The organism is uncultured Agathobaculum sp. (assembly GCF_963927765.1).
Classification (GTDB): domain Bacteria; phylum Bacillota; class Clostridia; order Oscillospirales; family Butyricicoccaceae; genus Agathobaculum.
The window spans coordinates 41407-65028 of the sequence record NZ_CAWVCU010000056.1 but is presented as its reverse complement, the minus strand read 5'-3'; the positions used below and the strand labels follow the sequence as shown (position 1 = coordinate 65028).

The following is a 23622-nucleotide window of genomic DNA, read 5'->3' as shown; positions in this document are numbered from 1 at the left end:
ACTTACGCTCGACAGTCTCTGCCTTAGCCATAAAAGTAGACATGTTTTCTTCCTCCGTTTATTCTATCAAAAATTATTTTGACAACATTTTCATGCGCTCTAAGCGAGCATATCTATTAAAACACATCGTTTTGCGCAAGTCAAGCGGAATTTTCAAAAATTATCTCAAATCCAATAAGAACTATTTTATTCTCTTATATTCTCCTTATATCTCTTGTTTTCTCACTTTTCAATTCAGATTTTTCATTTGCGTCCGAACCTGTTTTCTGATATAAATAATTGTATTTGATTTCAATTTACGAAAAATCGGAGACTAAACCATGCAGAAAATGCTCTCTTATGTCCGCCGCGCGGTGGACCATTACCATATGATCGAAGAAGGCGACCGCATTGCCGTCGGCGTATCGGGCGGCAAGGACTCGCTTGCGCTGCTGGTGGCGCTGGCAAAGCTGCGCGCCTTTTATCCCAAAAAGTTTGAGATCGTCGCCATCACGCTTGAAATGGGCTATGCAGAGATGGACTTTTCCCCTGTGCAGACGCTATGCGACGAGTTAGGCGTGGAGTATATCCGCATCCCGACGCAAATCGGCCCGATCATTTTTGACATCCGCAAGGAGGAAAACCCCTGCGCGCTTTGCGCCAAGATGCGCCGCGGTGCGCTGCACGAGGCAGCTAAGGCCGCAGGCTGCAAAAAGGTTGCGCTCGGCCACCATTTTGATGACGTGGTAGAGACCTATATGCTGTCCCTGTTCTATGAGGGACGCATCTCCTGTTTTCAGCCGGTAACGTTCCTCGACCGCACAGGCATCACGCTCATCCGCCCGCTGCTGTACACGCCCGAGTATTACGTCCGCTCGTTCGCGCAGCGTCATGCGCTGCCCATCGTGCACAACCCTTGCCCTGCCGACGGCAACACCAAACGGCAGGAGATCAAGGATCTGCTGAAAAACCTGGAACAGACCATGCCCGGTCTGCGCGACCGTATTTTCGGCGCCATCCAGCGCTATCCCTTGCAGGGCTGGGCGCCCGACCGCACCCGCACCCCAAAGCGTCCGAAATAACACCTCCGCCGCCGTTCCCATCCGGGACGGCGGTTTTCTTTGATTTTACAGAAATCCCTTTGTGTTTCCCTTGGTTTTATGGCATACTAAAGAAAAGAGGTATCAGAGAGGAGCTTGATTCATGGACAACCGCACCGACCGTCAAAAATATCTGAGCCTGCTCGCACTGCAATACCCCAATGTACGCGCGGCAAGCAGCGAGATCATCCATTTGCAGGCCATCCTCAGCCTGCCCAAAGGTACCGAGCATTTTATGAGCGATCTGCACGGTGAAGCGGACGCTTTTGTACATATCCTGAACAACGCTTCGGGCGCGGTGCGCGAAAAGGTGGATATCGTCCTGCGTGACAGCCTGCCCGCCGATGAGCGCGCCCGGCTTGCCACCCTGATCTATTATCCCGAGGAAAAGCTGGAAGAGCTGGTCGCGGCCTCGCCCGACCGTGCCGAGTGGTACCGCATCACGCTCAGCCGACTGCTCGAGATCTGCCGCCTGTGCGCCTCCAAGTATACGCGCGCCAAGGTGCGCCGCGCCCTCCCACGCTGGAATGGTGACATCATCAACGAACTGCTCAACAAAAATAACGACATCTATAATAAGCGGGAATACTTCGATACGGTCATCTCTTCCATCATTGAGACCGACCGCGCCGAGGAGTTTATCATCTCAATGTGCAACCTCATCAAGCGGCTGGTCGTTGACCACCTGCACATCGTGGGCGATATCTTTGACCGCGGCCCGCGCGCGGATATCATCATGGATCTGCTGATGGATCATCACTCGGTCGATATCCAATGGGGCAACCACGATGTGCTGTGGATGGGCGCCGCTACCGGCAGCCGCACCTGCATTGCGACCGTTTTGAGCAACTCAATCACTTATAACAATCTGGACGTGATCGAAACCGGCTACGGCATCAGTCTGCGCCCGCTTGCGCTGTTCGCGGACGAGACCTATCGCGGCAGCGACGTATCCTGCTTCCTGCCCAAAATGCTCGATCCCGCCGAACAGACCGGCGTGGACACCGCGCGTGCTGCACGCATGCACAAGGCGATTGCCATCATTCAGTTCAAGCTCGAGGGGCAAACCATCCGGCGCAATCCTTCTTTCCACATGGATGACCGTCTGCTGCTCGATAAGATCGACTTTGAAAAGGGCACGGTCACCCTGCCGACCAGCGAATACAAGCTGCGCGACTGCGACTTTCCGACCATCGACCCGGCTGATCCTTACCGACTGACCCCTGAGGAACACGAGCTGATGGCGCAGCTGAAAAATGCTTTCCTGCGCAGCGAAAAATTGCAGCGGCACATTGGCTTTTTGTATTCCAAGGGCGGGCTGTACAAGTGCTTCAACGGCAACCTGCTGTTCCACGGCTGCATCCCAATGGACGAGAAAGGCGAATTCCTGCAATTCTCGTTCGGCGGGCAGCAGCTTTCCGGCAAGGCGCTCATGGATTGGTGCGAAACCGTCGCGCGCGAGGGCTATTATGCCCGTGAGGGCACAGCGGAGCGGCAGTTCGGCAAGGATTTCCTGTGGTTTCTCTGGTGCGGACGCAACTCACCTTCCTTCGGACGCGACCACATTGCTACCTTTGAACGCCGCCTGATCGAAGAGCAGTCCACATGGGCCGAACCAAAAAATCCTTACTATTCGTTCTATAACGAGGACGAAGTCTGCGTGCGCATCCTGCAGGAGTTTGATCTGGAGGGCGAGCACTGCCACATCGTCAACGGCCATGTGCCGGTCAAGACCAAGGACGGCGAAAGCCCGATCAAGGCGGGCGGCCGCCTGATCGTGATCGACGGCGGCTTCTGCCGTGCTTACCAGCCGACGACCGGCATCGCAGGCTATACGCTGGTGTTCGACTCGTGGGGCATCCACATCACCGCGCACGAGCCGTTCCCCGGCAAGGAGACCGCCATCCGTGACAACAAGGATATCCTGTCCACCTCCATGGCGTTCGACCGTTCGGAAAACCGCATCCGCATCTGTGAAACCGATGTCGGCCATGCGCTTCAGCAGACGATTGACGACCTCAAGGAGCTGCTTGCCGCCTTCCGCCGCGGCGAGATCAAAGAGGATAACCGCGATATGTGACGCATCACACAAAAAAGCTCGCAGCCGATTGGCTGCGAGCTTTTTGTTTGCTTTTGTGTTGCTTACTGCGCCGCTGCGGCAGACAAGAAATTGTCCGCATAGTAGTCGCCGTTTGCATCGTCCAGTACAACGCAGATCAGGTTGCCGCTGCTCTCCACGCGTACCTTATCCGGATCGACGCCGACGCACACCCACTTGAACGGGTCAACGCTCTCTGCGATCTTAGCCTTAGCCGCCTCGATATCCGCGCCTTCCGGCATGCGCAGCAGCACGATCGAATGTGCCTGCGAAGTGATCATCGACTCAGATGCCAGACCAGCCTCGAACTGCACGTCATCCGTGCCGAGATACCAGGTCAGCGGCTGCGTGGTGCCGTCCGCACCCATGCCGTTATACAGCACGGTCTGGCCGACCATACCGGCGTCCTTGTCGCCGTAAATCTGATCCACCAGCTCAACCAGTGCAGCGTCCGCCTCGGGCGCTTCCGGCTCGGTGGGCTGCTCCGGCTCTTCGGCCTTCTTATAGCCCCACTCTGCCTCGCCGTACTTTTTCATGAACAGGTCATAGTTCTCGCCGTAGCGCGATGCATAAACACTTTCGATCTGCGGGTCAAAGGTGTACGCCACGCCGTCGATCGTAATTTCCGTCCACGCGTGTACGGACTCGCTGCCCTTGGGGCTTACGCCCGTGCCGACAATCGCCTTAGCGTCATAGCCCACCTGACGAGCCAGATAGGTGAACACGCTCGACCACGAATAGCAGTTGCCGCGTTTATCGGTCAGCATATTAATCGCCTGTTCGATCTCCCAGCCCTCCTTGGAGGTGTCGACCGTACCGATGCCCAGATAGCCGAAGGTCTCCTTGGCATAGTCATAAACCGCGCGCAGCTTCTCCATCTGCGTCATCTTGTCGTTTACCACACCGGCAACTGCCTGCGTCAGCAGCTTGTCCAGTTCCTCCGAACCGGTCGTGTAGCGGCCGTTGCGGTCGAGTTCCAGACCGTCCACCGTCTTGTTGTAGTCAAACTGCTTATCAGCATTGACGTGGAACAGCAGACCGTTGATGTTATGCCAGCCCTCTGCCAGCGTGGTGGTTTCCTTATCGTAAGAAGTCCACTTCTCGGTGCTCTCGGTCATCTCGTATTCGTGATCGGTCGTGGCCTCGAGCATGGCCAGATACGCCCAGTGCGTGTCCGGTACGTCCGGCATTACGCGGATGCCCTCGCCCGTGGATGCCATCACAGCGTCGCCCGTGCGGCCCAGAATACGGTTAAGGATGGTCACTGCCTCGGCACGGGTGATCGAGTCATCCGGACGGAACAGGCCGGACGGGTCGCCTGCAACCCAGCCCTGTGCCAGCGCGGTCTGCACGGTATCATACGCCCAATGGGTCTTGGGCACATCGGTAAAGCTGTTCTCCGTGCCGATATCGTCATGCGGGATGCGGGACAGGATGGTCACAAACTCCGCGCGGGTGATCTTGGCCTCCGGGCGGAACGTACCGTCCTTATAGCCGCTTACCAGCGAATAACCGGTCATTTCCTCCACCGCTGCGGCATACCATGCATCCTGCGGCACATCGGTAAACAGGTAGTCCCCGCCGCCGGAGGACTCGGTCAGCAGCGAAGAAATCAGCTTGCATGCTTCGGCACGGGTGATCGGCGCATCCGGACGGAACGTGCCGTCCTCATAGCCGTTCATATACTGCATATGATCGGTCGTGTTGAGCACCGGCGTTTTTGCCGGAGCGATATCATCGGTAGCGGTCGCACACGCAGAAATCGGCAGAGCGGACATCGCCATCAGAGCGGCGAGAGACGCCGCGGTCACTTGCTTTTTCATGAGAAAACTACTCCTTTTCGTCGTTCTGATCGTTTGGACGGGATGGATCGGCATTTAGTTCCCTCTTCGGATCATTTTCCTTTGATTTTTTTCCATCCGCCTCACCCTCCTGCGGGTCGAGCACGATCGGAATCAGCGAAGCGGCAAGCTTGCCCTTGCCGCGTGTTTTTACATAAAAATAACCAATAATGGAAAATGCCACCGCGCCAAGAAAATTCACCTGCAAATCCTTCATCGTGTCGATCAGCCCGATATCCAGATAGCCGCCCGGGAACTCCATCCAGTCCTCCCCATTGACGATCAGGCTTTCCACCTGCACATGCTCAACATTATTGAGTCCATCCGGGTTGAGCGAAACCGAATTGATATTCTGCACGATAAAATCCTTCTGCATGTCGGTTCCCATTACCTGATCTGCGCCAAATTCAAAAAATTCCCACAAAACGCCGACGGTCATGGAAAAGCAAAACGCTACAATGGCCAAAAACAGCGGCGACAGCTTGAAAGAAAACCGCTCGCTGCGGTTAAACAGATCGACCAGCGAAAAGCCGACTGCCGCAACGAGGAAGCCGTTGATGGTGTGCAGCATGGTGTCCCATCCGGGAATGATGGTGTAAAACGAGTTGATTTCTCCCAGAATTTCCGCCGCGAAAATGAAACAATAGATGATGCCCTCCATCACCGGCGGAATGTCAATGTCCAAGCTGCGTTCGATCAGCATCGGCACACAGAACAGCACCAGCGACAGCACGCAGACAAACATATTCTCATACCGGTGCATAAACGCGGCGCGCACAAAGGTCAGCACAATAAAAAACGAAAGAACGCCGCGAATGGTCAGTCGGCGGCGCGTGCGGTGACGTTTTTCCATATTCAGTTCCGCAGACGTTTTATTTTTTTGCGGTTGTTTCGACATACAAATCCCTCCCTATCCAGCCAACACCGTTCTATGATGCAGTATATCATAGTGCACTGGAAAAGAAAAGGATAACCGCGCGCTGCTGCCTGTGCGCATTGCGCTGTCCCTGATTCATTCTCCCTAATGCGGCTCCGTCTCTGGTGTCAAAACAGACACTTTTTTACTCCAAAATCGAATCGCGTCTAATTGTTTTGGTTGTTTTGCACAACCATTTCTTTCCATATAGAAACTATATTTAGAATTTTGTTGAAAATGCATCTGGCCAAAACAATACCAATATTGTATTCTTTTGATGTTAATAAAGATAATTCATATTATTTGAAATTGATATTGATTAAGGAGGTTTCCCCATGTTGTTCCAAACCACTGACGCGCATGAGAAACTGCGTGCTGAAATCCGCGCTTTTGCGGAAGCTGAGGTCAAGCCACAGGCTTTCCTCATGGACAAAGAAAACGAATTCCCGGCGGAAGCTGTCAAGAAAATGGGCGAGCTCGGCTTTATGGGGCTGCCTTACCCCAAGGAGTACGGCGGCGCCGGGCTGGATGTGCTGAGTTACGCGATCGCAGTCGAAGAGCTGTCGCGCGTGGACGGCGGCACGGGCGTTATCCTGTCCGCCCATGTATCGCTCGGCTCCTGGCCGATTTTCGCATTCGGTACCGAGGAACAGAAGCAAAAATACCTTGTCCCGCTGGCGAAGGGCGAGAAAATCGGCGCGTTTGGCTTGACCGAGCCCAACGCCGGCTCGGACGCGGGCGGCACTGAGACCACGGCCATTGACAAGGGCGACTATTATCTGCTCAACGGCGGCAAAATTTTCATCACCAACGCCCCCAAGGCGGATACCTATGTAGTATTTGCAGTCACCACGCCGGATATCGGCACCCGCGGCATCTCGGCGTTCATCGTCGAAAAGGGCTGGGAAGGCTTCACCTTCGGCGACCATTACGACAAAATGGGCATTCGCTCCTCGTCCACTGCCGAACTGATCTTCAACGACGTCAAGGTTCCCAAGGAAAATCTGCTCGGCAAGGAAGGACAGGGCTTCAAGATCGCCATGGCAACGCTGGACGGCGGCCGCATCGGTATTGCGTCGCAAGCACTCGGTATCGCACAGGGCGCATACGAAGCGGCGCTCGAATACGCAAAGGAGCGCGTCCAGTTTGGCAAGCCGATTGGCTTCCAGCAGGCAATTTCCTTCAAGCTTGCAGATATGGCGACCAAGCTGCGCTGCGCGCGCATGCTGGTTTACTCCGCAGCCGAGCTGAAAGAAGCGCATGAGCCGTACGCTACCGAGGCAGCCATGGCCAAGATGTATGCGTCCGACATTGCCCTTGAAGTCACCAACGATGCGCTGCAAATCTTCGGCGGCACGGGCTTCCTCAAGGGCATGGATGTCGAGCGCATGTACCGCGACGCTAAGATCACGACGATATATGAAGGCACGAACGAAATTCAGCGCGTCGTTATCGCCGCAAACATTCTGGGCAAACCGCCCAAGAGCGAAAGCGGCTCGTCCAGCCGCCCGAAGAAGCCCGCACCGGTGACCGGTGTGCGCAAGCGCAACATCCTCAAGGAGGGTTCTGCGGAAGAGAAGGTCGCAGCACTGGTTGCGGCACTCCAGAAGGACGGCCACGACTTTACGGTGGGCATTCCGGTCGACACCCCGATCACACAGGCCGAGCGCGTGGTTTCCGCCGGTCAGGGCATCGGCAGCAAGGAAAACATGCAGCTGGTTGAGGACTTGGCGCGCGCCGCCGGCGCTGCGGTCGGTTCCTCCCGTCCGGTGGCGGAAACGCTCAAATATGTGCCGCTTGACCGCTATGTCGGTATGTCCGGTCAGAAATTCAAGGGCAATCTGTACATCGCCTGCGGCATTTCGGGCGCCATTCAGCACCTGAAGGGCATCAAGGACGCCTCGACTATCGTAGCAATCAACAAGAACGGCAATGCGCCCATCTTCAAGAACTGTGACTACGGCATTGTGGGCGATGTCAACGAGATCCTGCCGCTGCTGACCGCTGCGCTCGATACCGGCGAAAAGCAGCCTGCCCCGCCCATGGTCAAGATGAAGCGCCCGCCTGTTCCCAAGCCCGATCCGATCGGCAAGCGCTATGTCTGCGGCGGCTGCGGCTACGAATATGTCCCCGAACTGGGCGACGAGGACGCCGAAATCGCTCCCGGCACGCTGTTTGAAAAGCTGCCTGAGGACTGGGTATGCCCAGAGTGCGGCGAAGGCAAGGAAATGTTCATCGAAGGCTGACCGGAAAATAAGGAGGAGAATATATGTACTGCGTACGCAATGTAACGGACGATCTTTATTGGGTCGGCGCGAACGACCATCGTCTTGCTTTGTTTGAAAATATCCATCCCATCCCGCGCGGCGTGTCCTACAACGCGTATCTGCTGCTGGATGAGCAAACCGTGCTGTTTGACACGGTCGACTGGTCGGCTTGCCGCCAGCTGCTGGAAAACATCGAGCATCTGCTGGACGGCCGCCCGCTGGATTATCTGGTCATCAACCACATGGAGCCCGACCACGGCGCTTCCATCGAGGAAGTTTTGATCCGTTATCCGTCCGTCAAGGTGATTTCCACCGAAAAGGCATTCATGCTCATGCGCCAGTTTGGCTTTGATATCGACGGCCATGAACAGATCGAGGTCAAGGAAGGCGATACCCAGAGCTTCGGCAAGCATGTGGTGACCTTTGTCGCCGCGCCCATGGTGCATTGGCCTGAGGCCATGGTGACCTTTGACACCACCAACGGCGTGCTGTTCTCGGCCGATGCGTTCGGCTCGTTTGGTGCGCTGGACGGCAAACTGTTCGCAGACGAAGTGAACTTCGACCGCGACTGGATTGACGATGCCCGCCGTTATTTGACCAACATCGTCGGTAAATATGGCCCTCACGTTCAGCTGCTACTTAAAAAGGCGGCGGGTATTCTGGATCAGATCAAATTCATCTGCCCGCTGCACGGTCCGGTCTGGCGTGAAAATCTGGGATACTTCATCGACAAGTACGACCACTGGAGCCGCTATGAGCCGGAGGAAAAGGGCGTTATGATCGTTTACGCCTCGATGTACGGCAACACGGAAGCCGCGGCGCAGGCATTGGCAAGCCGTCTATGCGAAAAGGGCGTCACCAATGTACGTCTGTACGATGTTTCCAACACCCATGTTTCTTACCTGATTTCCGAAACCTTCCGCCTGAGCCATGTCGTGCTGGCGTCGGTCACCTATAATCTGGGCATCTATCCGGTCATGCACAATTATCTGATGGATATGAAGGCGCTCAATCTGCAAAACCGCACCTTCGCCATCATCGAGAACGGGTCTTGGGCAGTCAAGTCGGGCGATCTGATGCAGAAATTCATTGATGAAGAGCTGAAAAACATGACCGTGCTCAACGAGCGGCTGTCTATGGCTTCCGCACTGCTGCCGGATAAGGCCGGCGAACTGGATACACTTGCGGATGTGATCGTCGAATCGGTCAATCAGTAAACCCACCCGCTATTCAAAACACACGACACTCTTCACATATCCCCCAAAAAAGCGACGTCCCCATCGGATTATAACCGCTAGGGACGTCGCTTTGCGCATATAAAAATCTTTATGCAAGTACGATCCGCTTATCTCACGAGACCGGCACCCGGTAAGTACCCACCACGGGAACCAGTCGTGCCGCCAGAGCAGCCGCTGCCAGTGCCTTGACGATATCCACGCCAATCGTCGGCACAAAGCAGGTGACAAACAGTGTCCACATGCCAATCGGATCGTTCATATAAAACGCTTTGATGCCCCAGAACCAGACCATGCCGATCACATAGACCACCGCGATATTGACCAATGCCGCAACTGCATAGACGGCAAAGCCTCGTTTGGATGCGCGCTGCACGATCAGCCCAGCCACCAAGGCTCCCAAAGCAAAACCAATGATGCAGCCAAAGGTCGGCTGGAAGATATACTGCGGTCCGCCGCCGCCTGTGAAGATCGGCAAGCCAGCCAGCCCCAAAACCATATAAGCCGTGCAGGCCAACGTGCCATAACGCGGTCCCAGCAGCAAGCCGGCCATAGTGGTAAACAGGGTTTGCAGCGTAAACGGCCACAACGGGATTGGGATTCGAATAAACGCGCCGACCGTTACCAATGCAGTAAATAATGCACTGAGCACCAGCATACGGGTGTTGGTTCTTTGATTCTGCTCCATAGGAATACTCCTTTTCCGTTTTTCGGTATGAGTATACCACACCTCATTCGCATTGTCAACTTATTATTTATATATGGTTGACATATGGTTGGCATTCAGTTATTCTTGACAACGCACTGCGATTTCAGTATAATAGAACTACTATTTGCGGGTGTAGTTCATCGGTAGAACGGCAGCTTCCCAAGCTGCATAGGTGGGTTCGACTCCCATCATCCGCTCCAAAGTGAAAAGCCCGCCATTGGCGGGCTTTTTTTCATGCTCTCTTTGCGGTTCAGCAGATGTCGAACAGGCGTTTTCCGTTTTCGGTTGTGATGCGCTCGACTTCTTCCACCGCAACGCCCTTAATCTCAGCAATCGTTTCGACCATGCGGTGTACATACAGCGACGAATTGCGCCGACCACGGTACGGTTCAGGCGCCATATAAGGGGAATCCGTCTCAACCATCAGCCGGTCAAGCGGCGCCTCGCGGATGACCTCGATCGCACGGCGCGCGTTCTTGAAGGTAATCACGCCCGTGAACGAAAGATGATATCCCAGCGCCAGCAGTTCACGCGCCATCTCGACGCTGCCCGCGAAGCAATGGAACACACCCGGCACGCCTTTGTACCGCCGCGCAGTCTCCAGACAGTCCGCATGCGCATCGCGATCGTGTACGATCACCGGCTTGCCCAGCTCGCGCGCCAGCTCCATCTGACGCGCAAACACGACCTGCTGCCGCGCACGGGCGCGCTCGTCCTTCTCCCAGTAATAGTCCAGCCCAATCTCCCCGATCGCGCGCACACGCGGCTCAAACTCGACCATTTTTTTAATGACCACAAGGTCATTATTCCAGTTTTCGTTGATATTTTCCGGATGAATGCCGACCGCCGCATATACAAACGGGTATTTTTGTGCATAGCTTATCGCCTTGCGCGAAGTCTCCACATCGCAGCCCGGGTTGAGGATCAACCCGACATTGTGCGCTGGCATGGAGGACAACAGCGCGTCGCGGTCCTCGTCAAAGCGTGCATCATCATAGTGTGCATGGGTATCAAATAGCATAGCGTTCTCCTTTTACAGCCAGCCGAAGTGCGCACAGGCATTCCACAAGCCGTCCTGATCGACCGGGTCGGTCACATAATCGGCCATCTGCTTGAGCGCATCGCGCGCATTGCCCATGGCGATGGAAAACCAGCCTTGTCCGAACATGCACACGTCGTTCGACCCATCCCCAAAGATGACCACGTCCTCATTCGGGATGCCGAGCCGCTCGATCATGCGGCGGATGCCGTTCTGTTTTTCGGTTGGCTCGATGAGCAGGATATCGCGGTTGTACCGCACCGTGGGCAGCGTGCTGCAGTCGATCTCATGCTCCTGCTCCGCTGTACACACGATATTGACCTTATACAGCACATCCAGTGCGTGGTAATCAAACGCCGGGTCATACCGCGTTGGGAAATATTCGGGCGGTGCAAAATCCAGATAGCGTTTGTCACTGGTCACACAGATGCGCTCATTGACCGGTGTAACCGCCCATGGAATATCCGCCGCTTGCAGACGGTCGATCAGCGCAATGCACTCCGCGACCGGCAGGCTTTTCATCTCTGCAATTTGACCACCAACGGTCAGGCTATATCCGCCATCCGCAACGAAGTCAGAAAAGCCGTGCTGCGTGGCAAAGCCCGCCGCCGACGCTTGCAAGCGACCGGTAGCGAGCGCTGTGAAGTGCCCATTGGCTCGCAGCTGTTCCAGACAGCGCACCGCGCTCTCGGGCATGACCATGGTCTGCCCGATGCTCAGCGTGCCGTCGATATCAAAAAAGAAATATTTTTTCTGCATGGTTGTTCCTTATGGTTTTTCTATTTGTCAGTTGGTGTCCACCGTGCGCGTCACATCCACCACGCCCTTGATCGAGCGCATGCGGCTGATGAGGTTATCCAGCTGGTGGACGCCCGCAACGTCTACCATGGCGTTGATGATGCCATAACCATCGTTGAGATCGCGCGCGGAAATCTCATGCACGTTGATCTTGCAGGCAGCGAGCACCGCTGTCACATCGCTCAGCACACCAATACGGCTGCGCGTCGAAATCTGCAGACCGGTGGAGAACCGGTTGGCGCGGTCGGAGATCGCCAGATCCTCGTCCCACCACGCGCGCACCCAGCGGTCCGGGTCCTCTTGCATATGGACATTGACGCAGTCGCGCCGATGAATGGACACGCCATAGCCGCGCGTGACGAAACCAACGATCTCATCGCCCGGAATCGGCGTACAGCAGCGCGCAAACTTGACCAGACAGTTGTCAATGCCCTCGACCACCACGCCGGTGGTCGAACGAGTGACGCGCTTGGGCTGCTGCTCCGGCTGCGGCTGCGCCGCGCGTTCCGCCAGTTCGCGCTGACGGCGCAGCTTGCCAACATCGTCTTTCACCTTGTTGATGACCTTGGTCAGCGTGATACCGCCGTAGCCAATGGCAGCATACAGCTCGTCGAGCGTATTGAACGAGAACTTGTTAAGCGCATTTTTGCGCACTTCCTCGTTCTCATAGAAGCCGTTATACAGCAGATTTGCGCGCAGCTCACGGTCCAGATCCTCACGGCCGTTGATGATGTTCTCCTCGCGGCACTCCTTCTTGAACCACTGCTTGATCTTGTTGCGCGCCTCAGTGGTCTTGACGATCTTGACCCAGTCGCGGCTTGGTCCGTGCGCCTCTTTCGAGGTCAAAATTTCTACAATATCGCCGTTTTTGAGCTGGCTGTCGATCGGCGCGATGCGGCCGTTGATCTTGCAGCCGGTCATACGGTTGCCGACCGCGGAGTGGATGGCGTAAGCAAGGTCGATCGGGGTCGCGCCCGCGGGCATATTGACCACGTCGCCCTTAGGCGTAAAGACGAACACCTCGTCAGCAAACAGGTCGACCTTGATGTTCTTGATGAAATCCTCCGCCTCGGTGTCCTGCTGTGCTTCCAGCAGCTGCCGAATCCACGCAAATGTTTCCTCATTGCCCTTTTTGCTCAAGCCCTGCTTGTATTTCCAGTGCGCCGCTACGCCGTATTCCGCCATTTTGTGCATTTCGGTCGTGCGGATCTGAATCTCAAACGGCACGCCCGCCCGTCCGATGACCGTCGTGTGCAGCGACTGGTAGCCGTTGGGCTTGGGGGTCGAGATATAGTCCTTGAATCGGCCCGGAATGGGCTTATAGAGGTCGTGCACATAACCGAGCACGTTGTAGCAGTCCGCCACCGTGTCGACGATCACGCGCACCGCGCAAATATCGTAAATCTCGTCGATCGTTTTGTGCTGTGCGTACATTTTGCGGTAAATCGAATAGATATGCTTGACGCGCGCCGAGATCGTATTTTTGATATGTGCTTCCGCCAGCTTGGCGCTGATGCGGTCCTGAATGCGTTTTAAGAAAACCTCCTGCTGCTCGCTCTGCTTTTTCAACCCCTCAACGATCTCATTATAGCCAATCGGATCGAGGATTTTGAGCGACAAATCTTCCAGTTCCCACTTGATGCGGCTCATGCCCAAGCGGTGGGCGATGGGCGCATAAATCTCCATGGTTTCCAGTGCCTTGTCGCGCTGCTTGCGCTCAGGCAGATACTGGAAGGTGCGCGCATTGTGCAAGCGGTCAGCCAGCTTAATGAGGATGACGCGGATGTCCTTTGCCATAGCAAGGAACATCTTGCGCAGGTCCTCGAACTGCTCCTGCTCCTTGGAGTAGCGCAGCATGCCCAGACGGGTAACACCGTCGACCAGTTCGGCAACCGGCGTGCCGAATTTATTTTCAATTTCCTTATAGCCGAAGTTGGTATCCTCAATGCAGTCATGCAGCAGCGCCGCGCAGATCGAATCGGTATCCAGTCCCATCTCGACCACGATTTCCGCAACAGAAACCGGATGGATGATGTATGGCTCACCATTTTTGCGCTTTTGTCCCTCATGTGCCGCCGCCGCGCACTCATAAGCGGCGCGGATCTTGCGGATGTTCGCCTGTGGGTTCTGCTTCTGCACACGCTCGATCAAAAAGTCCAATTTATTCTGCATACTTCGTTCCCCCATTCTTCAGCCCGCCATACTTTGCAGCGTGGCAAGAACGACCGAGCCGGATATATCCGCCTTACCCTCGTAAGGCTTGAGCAGGATGTTGAGCATCCCTTCTTTGAAATGGTAACTGATCAGCCCGGACTCGGAAAATACGTCCAGACAGACGAATAACTTGCCGATGTTGATATCGCGGCGGCTCTCCCACGCCACGCGGCGCGAAAGTGCGCCGTCTGGCACAGACAGTCTGCCATCTTCCGCGCGGCACACGATATGCCGCCACACTGCCACCAAGTCCTTGCGGTCGGGCAGCAGCAGGCGCGCCTCGCGCGCGGTCAGCGGCCCATCGGCCATATAGGTGTTATACACATTGAGCAGCTTCTGGTCGGCCAGATGCTCGCAATCGCTCAGCTGCGCGTCGCACAGCGTCAGCTGCACGGTGCGGCGGCCGCGGAACTCGTTGATTTCCAGATGGAAGGCCGCGTCAACGCGGTTGCCTTCGACAAAGCCTAGTCCGCCTGCGCCCGTGCCGAACCAAATCGCAGAAAAGCGCATGCCGTCTTTGACCAGCGTCATGCGCACATGCCGGTCGGACGAAATGGGCGTGATATCCTCCGCGACCATGTCTTTCATGCAGAACACCGGCTCGGCGTTGCGCATGCCGTATGGTTCGAGCACGTTCAGCGCCTCGATGTTCTCTTCGGTCAGCCATTCAGGCTGCACCATGCAGTCGATGTGCAGCTGCGGCACCAGCTCCGCCATCGTGACATGGCTCTCTGCATAGGCGCGCAGCCGCTCACGCAGCGTATCCACCTGATCTGCGCTCACCGTCAGACCAGCAGCCAGCGCATGCCCGCCGTACCGCTCGAGCAAGTCCTCGCACGAAGTCAGCGCGTCAAACAGGTTGAACCCGCCCACCGAGCGGCCCGAGCCTTTGCCTGTACCGTCCTCGTCGAGCGAGATGAGCACGACCGGACAGCCGTACCGGTCGCACAGACGCGAACAAACAATGCCGATCACACCGTGGTGCCAGCCTTTTTCCGCCAGCACAATGATTTTATCCTCAAGAGGATTGTATTCCTTGCGCAGACGGGCGAGCGCCTGCGTCAATATCTGGTTTTCCTCGTTCTGCCGCAGCTTGTTCTGCTCGCACAGCTGCGCAGCCAGCGACTGCGCGCGCACCGGGTCGTGCGTCAAGAACAGCTCAGCGGCCAGTTCGGCGCGTCCCATGCGGCCGGCAGCGTTGATGCGCGGCGCGAGAACAAAGCTGATGGTGGACGAGGTCAGGCGTTTATGCTTCATGCCCGCTTCGCGCAGCAGCATTTCCAGACCGACGTTGCCGGTTTCCGCCATTTTCTTCAGCCCTGCCGCCACAATGATACGGTTTTCGCCCGTAATGGGCATCACATCCGCAACCGTGCCCAGCGCCACCAGATCGGCATACCGCTCGAGCACCGCTTCCGTATTGCCCTCGAGCGCGCAGATCAGCTTGAACGCCACGCCCACGCCCGCCAGACTATCGAACGGATAGGTGCAATCCGGCCGCTTATAATCGACCACCGCATCCGCTGCGGGCAGCGCGTCATGACATTCGTGATGGTCGGTGATGACCACCTGCATACCCAGCTCGCGCGCGACCGCGATCTCCTCGTCAGCGGTGATACCGGAATCAACCGTAATGAGCAGACGCGTGCCCTTCTCATACAATTCCTCCATCGCCGCGCGGGACAATCCGTACCCCTCACGCAGACGGTTGGGGATATAATATTCGCATTCTGCGCCGCAGCTGCGCAGATAATCCACCAGCGTGCAGGTGGCGGTCACGCCATCCACATCATAGTCGCCGTACACCACGATACGCTCACCGCGCGCAATCGCGCCGCGCACCACGGAAACAGCTTTGTCCATATCCGCCATCAGAAACGGATCGTGCAGGCCGGATATATCGCAGCTCAGGTAATCCGCCGCGGCCTCGGGCGTGTCAATCCCGCGCGCGACAAGCACAGCTGCGGTCAGCGGGGCATACCCGCCCTCCTCCGACAGCGCGCGCACGCGCGCCTCAGCGGGGTCGGCAATCACCCATCGCTTTGTTTTCATATGTCTCCCTCATTTATTTTATATTACCATTATTATACCAAAACGCGCCACAAAGCTCAACATTTTTATGCAAATTGTCAAAAGCGGGCATTTCACAAGGAAACACCCGCTTTTTTCACGCAAAAAGCCGTCTTATTCTTCTGTTTTCTCCGCATTCTGCCGTTCGAGCATCCGTCCGAGGTACTGCCCGGTGTAAGAACCCGGGCAAGCCGCGACCTCCTCCGGCGTGCCGGCTACGACCAGACGGCCGCCGCCATCGCCGCCCTCGGGGCCAAGGTCGAGGATATAATCAGCCGTTTTGATCACATCCAGATTGTGTTCGATCACGACCACGGTATTGCCCGCATCGACCAGCTTTTGCAGTACATCGACCAGCTTATGCACATCCGCGACGTGCAAGCCAGTGGTGGGCTCGTCGAGAATATAGATGGTCTTGCCGGTCGAGCGCTTGGAAAGCTCGGTGGCGAGCTTGGCGCGCTGCGCCTCGCCGCCGGACAGCGTGGTGGACGACTGACCGAGTTTAACGTACCCCAATCCGACCTCGCGCATGGTTTCCAGACGTCTGGCGATTTTCGGAACGTTGGCGAAAAACTCGCACGCCTCGTCCACCGTCATGTCGAGCACTTCATAGATATTCTTGCCCTTGTAGCGCACCTCAAGCGTTTCTTTGTTGTATCGCTTGCCCTTGCATACATCACAAGGAACATACACATCCGGCAGGAAGTGCATCTCGATCTTCAAAAGGCCGTCGCCCGCACAAGCTTCGCATCGGCCGCCCTTGACGTTGAAAGAAAACCGGCTCGGCCCATAGCCGCGCGCCTTGGCATCCGCCGTTTTGGCGAACAGGTCACGGATATCGTTGAACACACCCGTATAGGTTGCCGGGTTGGAACGCGGCGTGCGCCCGATGGGCGACTGGTTGATGTCAATGACCTTATCGAGATTGGAAAGGCCGATGAATTTATCATGCGCGCCCGCGCGCGTTTTCGCGCCGTTCAGCTCAGCGGCAAGCTTTTTGTACAAAATCTCGTTGACAAACGAGGATTTGCCCGAGCCCGACACGCCGGTCACGCAGGTAAACGTCCCGAGCGGAATGGTAAAGTCGGTGTGCTTTAAGTTGTTCACCGCGCAGCCCTTGACCGTCAACTTTTTGCCGTTGCCCTTGCGGCGCACCGCAGGTACGGGGATGCACTTGCGCCCAGAAAGGTACTGTCCGGTGATGGAAGTATCGCTTTTCAGCAAATCGTCCACCTTGCCCTCAAACACGACCTCGCCGCCGTTTCGACCCGCGCCCGGGCCGATATCCACGATGTGATCCGCCGAAAGCATGGTGTCCTCGTCGTGCTCGACCACGATCAGCGTATTGCCGAGGTCACGCAGACGCTTGAGGGTCGCCAGCAGCTTGTCATTGTCGCGCTGGTGCAGACCGATGGACGGCTCGTCGAGGATATACAGCACGCCCATCAGAGACGAGCCGATCTGGGTGGCAAGGCGGATACGCTGGCTCTCGCCGCCCGACAACGTGCCGGACGAGCGCGAAAGCGTCAGATATTCCAAACCGACCGACTGCAAGAAGCCCAGCCGATCCATGATTTCCTTAATAACGCGGTCACCGATTTTGTGCTGCATCTCGGTCAGCTGCAAGGTATGCAGAAACTCCATCGCCTTGACGACCGACTTTTCGGAAAACTCCGCAATGTTCAGCCCTCCAACCGTCACCGCCAGCACCTCAGGCCGCAGGCGGCGTCCGTGACACGAGGGACAGGGAATCTCGCTCATGCACTCTTCGATCTCGCTACGTGCGTAGTCGCTCGAAGTTTCCTTGTAGCGGCGCTCCAGATTGCACACGATGCCCTCAAACGGCTGGCGCATCACGCCGCCCGACACACGGCTGACCGAAAGCTCAAGCGGCTCATCGCCCGTACCGTACAGCAGCTCGTGTACCGCCGCGTCGCTCATCTCCTCGATCGGCGTGTCCAGCGTAAAGCCGTGCTTTTTACCGAGCGCGGTGAAATACATGCCCGCGATCGTGCCCGGCTCGGCGCTGCCCCAGCCGGAGGCGCGAATCGCACCCTTGCGGATGGACAGCTTGCGGTTGGGCAGAATGCGGTCGGGGTCGACGCGCATCTGCATCCCCAGTCCCGTACACACCGGACATGCACCGTAGGGGTTATTAAACGAGAACATGCGCGGGGTGAGTTCCTCGATGGAAATGCCGCAGTCCTCGCAGGCATAGTTCTGCGAGAAAGTGATCGGCTCGCCGCCGACCACGTCCGCAATCACCAGACCGCCCGACAGCGCCGCCGCGGTTTCCACCGAGTCGGTCAGGCGGCTGCGCACATCTGCGCGGATAGCAATACGGTCAACCACGATCTCGATGTTGTGCTTTTTTGTTTTTTGCAGCTTGATCTCATCGGAGAGATCGCGCATTTCGCCGTCCACCCGCACGCGGACATAACCCTGCCGTCGCGCGTCCTCGAACACCTTGACATGCTCGCCCTTTTTGCCGCGAATGACCGGCGCAAGAATCTGCACGCGCGTTTTTTCTTCCAGCGTCATCAGCCGGTCGATGATCTGGTCGATGGTCTGCTGATGGATCTCCTTGCCGCACTTGGGGCAGTGCGGCGTGCCGATGCGCGCCCAGAGCAAACGCATGTAGTCGTAAATCTCGGTGACCGTGCCGACCGTCGAGCGCGGGTTCTGCGAAGTGGTTTTCTGGTCGATCGAGATGGCGGGCGACAGGCCGTCGATGTAGTCCACATCCGGCTTGTCCATCTGTCCCAAAAACTGCCGCGCATAGCTGGACAGCGACTCGACATAACGGCGCTGTCCCTCGGCGTAAATCGTATCAAACGCCAGCGACGACTTGCCCGAACCGGACAGACCGGTCAGCACGACCAGCTTGTCGCGCGGAATCTTGATATCAATATTTTTCAGGTTGTGCTCGCGCGCGCCCTTGATATGAATATATTCATGCATAATTTGTTGTAACTCAACCTCATTTCGTTCCGTTCTCTATCCTTAGCTTATCTCTTTTATACTTCGATGATACTACCCGCGGACAAAAACGCGATACGTTCTCCGAGCGTTTCGCGTAGCACGTCATACGCATGCGGGCCGGTGCAGTGGCAGGTGTAATAGCGACTGTCTGTTTGCGCCAAGCGTTCTGCAACCGCGCGGATATTCTCGTCCGGCTCGCTTTTGCCGGTCGATGGGCTGAATAGGTGCATGCCGCCAATGACAACATCCGGGTCGCGGCCCAGCAGCTCCTTTGCCCGTGCGCAGATGTTGACCACGCCCCGGTGGGCGCAGCCGGTGAACAGCACCACCTTGTCCCCTTCCCGCACGATCAGGCTTTGCTCATGCAGGAAGCGGTCGGGAACATACTGCCCGTTTTCCCGCTCGTGCAGCGTGCGGTTTCCGGTTGGCACGCAGTCCGCGCCTGTGATGTCGGAAAACAGGGTCAGCGTGTCGCTCACCTGTATCACGCCACCGGCGCGTCGCAGACGTGGGTTCTCTGCCAGTGCATCGTCCAACCCGATGGGTTTGATGCCCTCCGGCTTATGGGAAAAGTGCGGCTCAAACGCTTTTTCATGCACATAGACCGGCGCATGGTCGTTGACTTTCAAAAACGCCGCCAGCCCGCCGCCGTGGTCGTAATGCCCGTGCGAGACAAATGCCGTGTCCACCGCAGACAGGTCTGCGCCAAGCGCCACAGCGTTTTTCAAAAACAAATCGGTCTGCCCCATGTCAAACAGCAGCTTTTGACCGTTCGCTTCGATATAAAAGCTCAGCCCGTGCTCACAGGCAAAGTCCGGCGCGCACGCAGTATCCTCCATGAGTGTATAAATCCTCATTTGCCTTCCTCCAGCGCCTTGATCTGGTCACGCAGCTGCGCGGCAATCTCGAATTCCAGCATCTTGGCCGCTTCCTTCATCTGCTTTGTCAGGCGGGCAATCTCCTGCTGTCGCTCGCCCTTGGTGCGCAGCTTCTTCTTGCTGCTCGTCGGCACGTTGGACGTGATTTCGATGACGTCCTGCACCTTCTTTTTGACTGATTTGGGCGTGATGCCATGCTTTTTGTTGAATGCATCCTGCAACGCGCGGCGGCGCTCGGTTTCGTCCATCGCGCGGCGCATGGAAGGTGTGATGCTATCCGCATACAGCACGACCATGCCGTGTTCGTTACGCGCGGCGCGGCCGATGGTCTGGATGAGCGAGGTCTCGGAACGCAAAAAGCCCTCTTTATCCGCGTCGAGGATGGCAACGAGCGACACCTCCGGGATATCCAGACCCTCACGCAGCAGGTTGATGCCGACCAGCACGTCGAACACGCCCAGACGCAAATCACGCACCAGCTCCTGCCGCTCGATGGTTTTCACGTCATGGTGCATGTACCGCACCTTTATGCCCGCGGTCTCCAGATAGCCGGTCAAATCCTCCGCCATCTTTTTTGTCAGCGTCGTCACCAGCACGCGCTCGCCCTTGGCAGTGCGCGCGTTGATCTCGCCAATCAGGTCATCGATCTGCCCCTCGACCGGACGCACGACTACCTCCGGGTCGAGCAGGCCGGTCGGGCGGATGACCTGTTCGACCACCTGTCCCGACCGCGACAGCTCATACTCGCCGGGCGTTGCCGAAACGTAGACGATCTGATTCAACCGCTCGTTGAACTCGTCAAAGTTCAAGGGGCGGTTGTCATAGGCTGAGGGCAAGCGAAAGCCGTTTTCGACCAGACTTTCCTTGCGGGCGCGGTCGCCGTGGTACATGGCGCGTACCTGCGGCAGCGTGACGTGGCTCTCGTCCACGATCAGCAGGAAGTCCTCTGGGAAGTAGTCGATCAGGGTAAACGGGGCGCTGCCCGGCTCTCGGCGCGACAGCACACGCGAATAGTTCTCGATGCCACTGCAAAAGCCGATCTCCTGTAACATTTCGATATCGTACCGCGTACGCTGTCCGATGCGCTGCGCCTCGATCAGCTTGCCGTTTTCCTCGAAATATTGGATGCGCTGTTCCAGCTCCTCCTCCAAATCCTGAATGGCGGCCTGCAATTTGTCCTTGGGGGTGACATAGTGGCTCGCGGGGAAAATCGCGGTGTGCCCCAGCTCGCCCAACACCACGCCGGTAAGCGGATTGATGCGGCTGATGCGGTCAACCTCGTCCCCGAAGAACTCAATGCGCACCACGTCCTCATCCGAATATACCGGCCAGATCTCGACCGTGTCACCGCGCACGCGGAAGCGGTTACGCTCGAACGCGATATCGTTGCGCTCATACTGAATGTCGATGAGCCGGTGAATGAGCGTTTCGCGGCTGATTTCCATGCCGGGGCGCAGCGAAATGACCATCTTCTTGTAGTCGATCGGGTCACCCAGCGAATAGATGCAGGAGACCGACGAAACGATAATCACATCCCGCCGCTCGGACAGCGCCGAGGTCGCGGAGTGACGCAGCCGGTCGATCTCGTCGTTGATCGCGGAATCCTTTTCGATATAGGTATCGGTAGACGCGATATACGCCTCGGGCTGATAATAGTCGTAGTAAGACACAAAATACTCGACCGCGTTATTGGGGAAAAACTCCCGCAGCTCGGTACAGAGCTGGGCAGCCAATGTTTTGTTATGCGCGAGCACCAGCGTCGGCCGCTGGGTCTGCTCGATGATGTTGGCCATGGTGAAAGTCTTGCCCGAACCGGTCACACCCATGAGGGTCTGCTCGGTCAGTCCGTTATTGATGCCCTCGACCAGCTTTGCGACCGCTTGCGGCTGATCGCCTGCCATCTTATAGTTGCTGACAATTTGAAAATCCGGCATATCCTACCTCCTCTGTCCGATCTGACCGGTGCGCAACTTGCAAATAGACACGTATTTCCCACGAGCAACCACGCAATGATCGACCAGCTGCAATCCCAAGCCGGTCAGCGTCTGTTCCAGCCGCCGCGTAGCAAGCATGTCCGCCTCGGACGGTGTCGCCGTTCCGTTCGGGTGATTGTGCGCAACCGCCACGCCTGCCGCGTGGCAAATCAGCGCGCCGCTGGCAATTTTATAAGCATCTACCGGCACATGCGCATGCCCGCCGCGCGCTACTTCCTCGCACTTGATGACGCGTCCCGCCCCGTCCAGATAGGCGGCGAGCAGCACCTCATCCTGTTCGCCCGCAAACTGCGGCACAAAATATTCTCCGATCTTTTCATAGCTGTTCAGCTTGTCGCTGTGCCGCTCACTCTTGGCCACATCCTGCTGATACCGCGCGCACATAGCAAACGACAGCTTGAGCAGGTCGGCTGAGCGCGGCCCGATGCCCTGCACCTCGCAAAGCTGCTCGACCGGCGCTTCCAGCACCGCGTGCAGCGACCCAAAACGCGCCAGCAAACGGTGCGCAGTCGGGTTGGTGTCCACACGCGGAATGGCAAAGAACAGCAGAAGCTCGAGCACCTCATGGTCGCTGAACACATCCAGCCCGAAGCGGCGGAACTTTTCCAGCACGCGCTCTCGATGGTTTTGATGCAGTTGTTCCGCCATGCGCCGGCCTCCTTTACGTTTTACAGATGAATGCGCTGCTCCGCCTGCCGCAGCGCGCGGGCGACCAGCGGGCTGTCCTTAATTTCCGGGAACGGGACGGTCGGCTGCGGCTCTCCCTCATGCGGACGCAGGCTCTTGCCCATCCACAGCACATCCCGCCACTGGCCGAACTTGTACATACTCTCCTGATACGCGCCCGAAATGATAAAACCCATCGCCTTATGGAACTTCATCGAGCGCTCGTTGGGCGAAGTGATGCCGACGTAGATGTTATAGTATCCCTGCATCGCAAGCAGCTCAAACAGCGCCGCGTAAATCGCACCCGCAATGCCATGCCGATGCCACTCCTGCGCGACATAGATCGACGTCTCGACCGACCACTGATATGCTGCACGGGTGCGGTGCGGCGAGGCATAGCCATAGCCGACCACCTCTCCGTCCACCGTACAAACCAGCCACGGCAGACGCTGACCATAGGTGCGCATGCGTCCAAGGAATTCGTCCAGCGTCGGCGGCGTGTATTCGCTCGACACCGTCGTTTGAATGACATACGGCGCGTACAGCGCCAGCATATCGGCCGCATCCTGTTCGGTTGCGGCGCGCAAAACAACTTCCGGCATAGTATTTCTCTCCCGTTGCGATAGTTTCCGTCCTTTCATTATACCGCGCGCGCCCCGGTTGTTCAACCGATTTTTGCCGTCCTCGCCGCCAAAAATCGTACATGCGTTCGCCCGTTCTTTGTGCGCTTTTCCGTCAAAAACAAACAAACCAAAACCGTTCCAGCACCCGCATCCTTGTCCGCTCAGCCGATTGCATTTTTCCGCTTTTTGGGGTATACTACTTTAAGCAATTTT

The 23622-nt window shown here is 56.9% G+C and carries 16 protein-coding genes and 1 tRNA gene; 5 read left to right on the top strand and 12 right to left on the bottom strand.

All coding sequences use genetic code 11. From position 1 onward, the window contains the following. Positions 1-320 precede the first annotated feature (320 nt). Together ABGT74_RS05045 and ABGT74_RS05040 are read left to right on the top strand one after the other, a co-directional pair. Positions 321-1061, top strand: coding sequence for an ATP-binding protein (locus tag ABGT74_RS05045; RefSeq protein WP_297284374.1), 741 nt, complete (start codon positions 321-323; stop codon positions 1059-1061). A 121-nt stretch (positions 1062-1182) separates the two neighbouring features. Further along, complete coding sequence (locus ABGT74_RS05040) at positions 1183-3159, top strand: fructose-1,6-bisphosphatase (RefSeq protein WP_346704719.1); 1977 nt, start codon at positions 1183-1185, stop codon at positions 3157-3159. A gap of 62 nt (positions 3160-3221) precedes the next feature. Here ABGT74_RS05040 and ABGT74_RS05035 read toward each other — a convergent pair whose 3' ends face one another. Beyond that, on the bottom strand, positions 3222-5000 hold the full coding sequence (locus tag ABGT74_RS05035) for an S-layer homology domain-containing protein (protein WP_346704718.1): 1779 nt from the start codon (positions 4998-5000) through the stop codon (positions 3222-3224). A gap of 7 nt (positions 5001-5007) precedes the next feature. Continuing rightward, on the bottom strand, positions 5008-5916 hold the full coding sequence (locus ABGT74_RS05030) for a hypothetical protein (RefSeq protein ID WP_346704717.1): 909 nt from the start codon (positions 5914-5916) through the stop codon (positions 5008-5010). Between the two features lie 353 nt (positions 5917-6269). On the opposite strand from ABGT74_RS05030, the gene ABGT74_RS05025 reads away from it, so the two are divergent. Together ABGT74_RS05025 and ABGT74_RS05020 are read left to right on the top strand one after the other, a co-directional pair. Beyond that, on the top strand, positions 6270-8180 hold the full coding sequence (locus tag ABGT74_RS05025; RefSeq protein WP_346704716.1) for an acyl-CoA dehydrogenase family protein: 1911 nt from the start codon (positions 6270-6272) through the stop codon (positions 8178-8180). A gap of 23 nt (positions 8181-8203) precedes the next feature. Beyond that, positions 8204-9418 carry an FprA family A-type flavoprotein gene (locus ABGT74_RS05020; protein WP_297284307.1) on the top strand — a complete coding sequence of 405 codons (1215 nt, stop codon included), beginning with the start codon at positions 8204-8206 and terminating at the stop codon, positions 9416-9418. 133 nt (positions 9419-9551) lie between these two features. On the opposite strand, the gene ABGT74_RS05015 is transcribed toward ABGT74_RS05020, so the two are convergent. Then, positions 9552-10124 carry a biotin transporter BioY gene (locus tag ABGT74_RS05015; protein ID WP_297284308.1) on the bottom strand — a complete coding sequence of 191 codons (573 nt, stop codon included), beginning with the start codon at positions 10122-10124 and terminating at the stop codon, positions 9552-9554. 147 nt (positions 10125-10271) lie between these two features. Here ABGT74_RS05015 and ABGT74_RS05010 point away from each other — a divergent pair. Continuing rightward, positions 10272-10345: transfer RNA gene (locus tag ABGT74_RS05010), tRNA-Gly, on the top strand. A gap of 50 nt (positions 10346-10395) precedes the next feature. Here the strand turns inward: ABGT74_RS05010 and ABGT74_RS05005 are convergent. From ABGT74_RS05005 to ABGT74_RS04965, 9 genes are all read right to left on the bottom strand, one after another. After that, positions 10396-11166, bottom strand: coding sequence for a TatD family hydrolase (locus tag ABGT74_RS05005; protein WP_346704715.1), 771 nt, complete (start codon positions 11164-11166; stop codon positions 10396-10398). Positions 11167-11178: 12 nt separating this feature from the next. Next, complete coding sequence (locus tag ABGT74_RS05000; RefSeq protein WP_346704714.1) at positions 11179-11943, bottom strand: HAD-IIB family hydrolase; 765 nt, start codon at positions 11941-11943, stop codon at positions 11179-11181. Positions 11944-11970: 27 nt separating this feature from the next. Next, complete coding sequence (locus ABGT74_RS04995) at positions 11971-14154, bottom strand: bifunctional (p)ppGpp synthetase/guanosine-3',5'-bis(diphosphate) 3'-pyrophosphohydrolase (RefSeq protein WP_346704713.1); 2184 nt, start codon at positions 14152-14154, stop codon at positions 11971-11973. An 18-nt stretch (positions 14155-14172) separates the two neighbouring features. Next, complete coding sequence (gene recJ, locus ABGT74_RS04990; RefSeq protein WP_346704712.1) at positions 14173-16248, bottom strand: single-stranded-DNA-specific exonuclease RecJ; 2076 nt, start codon at positions 16246-16248, stop codon at positions 14173-14175. Between the two features lie 132 nt (positions 16249-16380). Further along, positions 16381-19227 (bottom strand): excinuclease ABC subunit UvrA, encoded by a 2847-nt coding sequence (uvrA, locus tag ABGT74_RS04985; protein ID WP_346704711.1) that lies wholly within the window; start codon positions 19225-19227, stop codon positions 16381-16383. Positions 19228-19283: 56 nt separating this feature from the next. Beyond that, positions 19284-20105 (bottom strand): MBL fold metallo-hydrolase, encoded by an 822-nt coding sequence (locus ABGT74_RS04980; protein ID WP_346704710.1) that lies wholly within the window; start codon positions 20103-20105, stop codon positions 19284-19286. Next, positions 20102-22060 (bottom strand): excinuclease ABC subunit UvrB, encoded by a 1959-nt coding sequence (uvrB, locus tag ABGT74_RS04975; protein WP_346704709.1) that lies wholly within the window; start codon positions 22058-22060, stop codon positions 20102-20104. Before uvrB ends, ABGT74_RS04980 begins: the two co-directional genes overlap by 4 nt. A 3-nt stretch (positions 22061-22063) precedes the next feature. Continuing rightward, entirely contained in the window at positions 22064-22768 is a 705-nt protein-coding gene (radC, locus tag ABGT74_RS04970) for a DNA repair protein RadC (RefSeq protein WP_297283988.1), read from the bottom strand. 20 nt (positions 22769-22788) lie between these two features. Beyond that, positions 22789-23388: a GNAT family N-acetyltransferase gene (locus tag ABGT74_RS04965; protein ID WP_297283989.1), complete on the bottom strand. Its 600-nt coding sequence runs from the start codon at positions 23386-23388 to the stop codon at positions 22789-22791. Positions 23389-23622: the final 234 nt, after the last annotated feature.

Excerpts from the sequence above, each read along its gene's own strand:
- ABGT74_RS05045 (WP_297284374.1), top strand. The coding sequence starts at position 321 with ATGCAGAAAATGCTCTCTTATGTCCGCCGCGCGGTGGACCATTACCAT.
- ABGT74_RS05040 (WP_346704719.1), top strand. The coding sequence starts at position 1,183 with ATGGACAACCGCACCGACCGTCAAAAATATCTGAGCCTGCTCGCACTG.
- ABGT74_RS05035 (WP_346704718.1), bottom strand. The coding sequence starts at position 5,000 with ATGAAAAAGCAAGTGACCGCGGCGTCTCTCGCCGCTCTGATGGCGATG.
- ABGT74_RS05030 (WP_346704717.1), bottom strand. The coding sequence starts at position 5,916 with ATGTCGAAACAACCGCAAAAAAATAAAACGTCTGCGGAACTGAATATG.
- ABGT74_RS05025 (WP_346704716.1), top strand. The coding sequence starts at position 6,270 with ATGTTGTTCCAAACCACTGACGCGCATGAGAAACTGCGTGCTGAAATC.
- ABGT74_RS05020 (WP_297284307.1), top strand. The coding sequence starts at position 8,204 with ATGTACTGCGTACGCAATGTAACGGACGATCTTTATTGGGTCGGCGCG.
- ABGT74_RS05015 (WP_297284308.1), bottom strand. The coding sequence starts at position 10,124 with ATGGAGCAGAATCAAAGAACCAACACCCGTATGCTGGTGCTCAGTGCA.
- ABGT74_RS05005 (WP_346704715.1), bottom strand. The coding sequence starts at position 11,166 with ATGCTATTTGATACCCATGCACACTATGATGATGCACGCTTTGACGAG.
- ABGT74_RS05000 (WP_346704714.1), bottom strand. The coding sequence starts at position 11,943 with ATGCAGAAAAAATATTTCTTTTTTGATATCGACGGCACGCTGAGCATC.
- ABGT74_RS04995 (WP_346704713.1), bottom strand. The coding sequence starts at position 14,154 with ATGCAGAATAAATTGGACTTTTTGATCGAGCGTGTGCAGAAGCAGAAC.
- recJ (WP_346704712.1), bottom strand. The coding sequence starts at position 16,248 with ATGAAAACAAAGCGATGGGTGATTGCCGACCCCGCTGAGGCGCGCGTG.
- uvrA (WP_346704711.1), bottom strand. The coding sequence starts at position 19,227 with ATGCATGAATATATTCATATCAAGGGCGCGCGCGAGCACAACCTGAAA.
- ABGT74_RS04980 (WP_346704710.1), bottom strand. The coding sequence starts at position 20,105 with ATGAGGATTTATACACTCATGGAGGATACTGCGTGCGCGCCGGACTTT.
- uvrB (WP_346704709.1), bottom strand. The coding sequence starts at position 22,060 with ATGCCGGATTTTCAAATTGTCAGCAACTATAAGATGGCAGGCGATCAG.
- radC (WP_297283988.1), bottom strand. The coding sequence starts at position 22,768 with ATGGCGGAACAACTGCATCAAAACCATCGAGAGCGCGTGCTGGAAAAG.
- ABGT74_RS04965 (WP_297283989.1), bottom strand. The coding sequence starts at position 23,388 with ATGCCGGAAGTTGTTTTGCGCGCCGCAACCGAACAGGATGCGGCCGAT.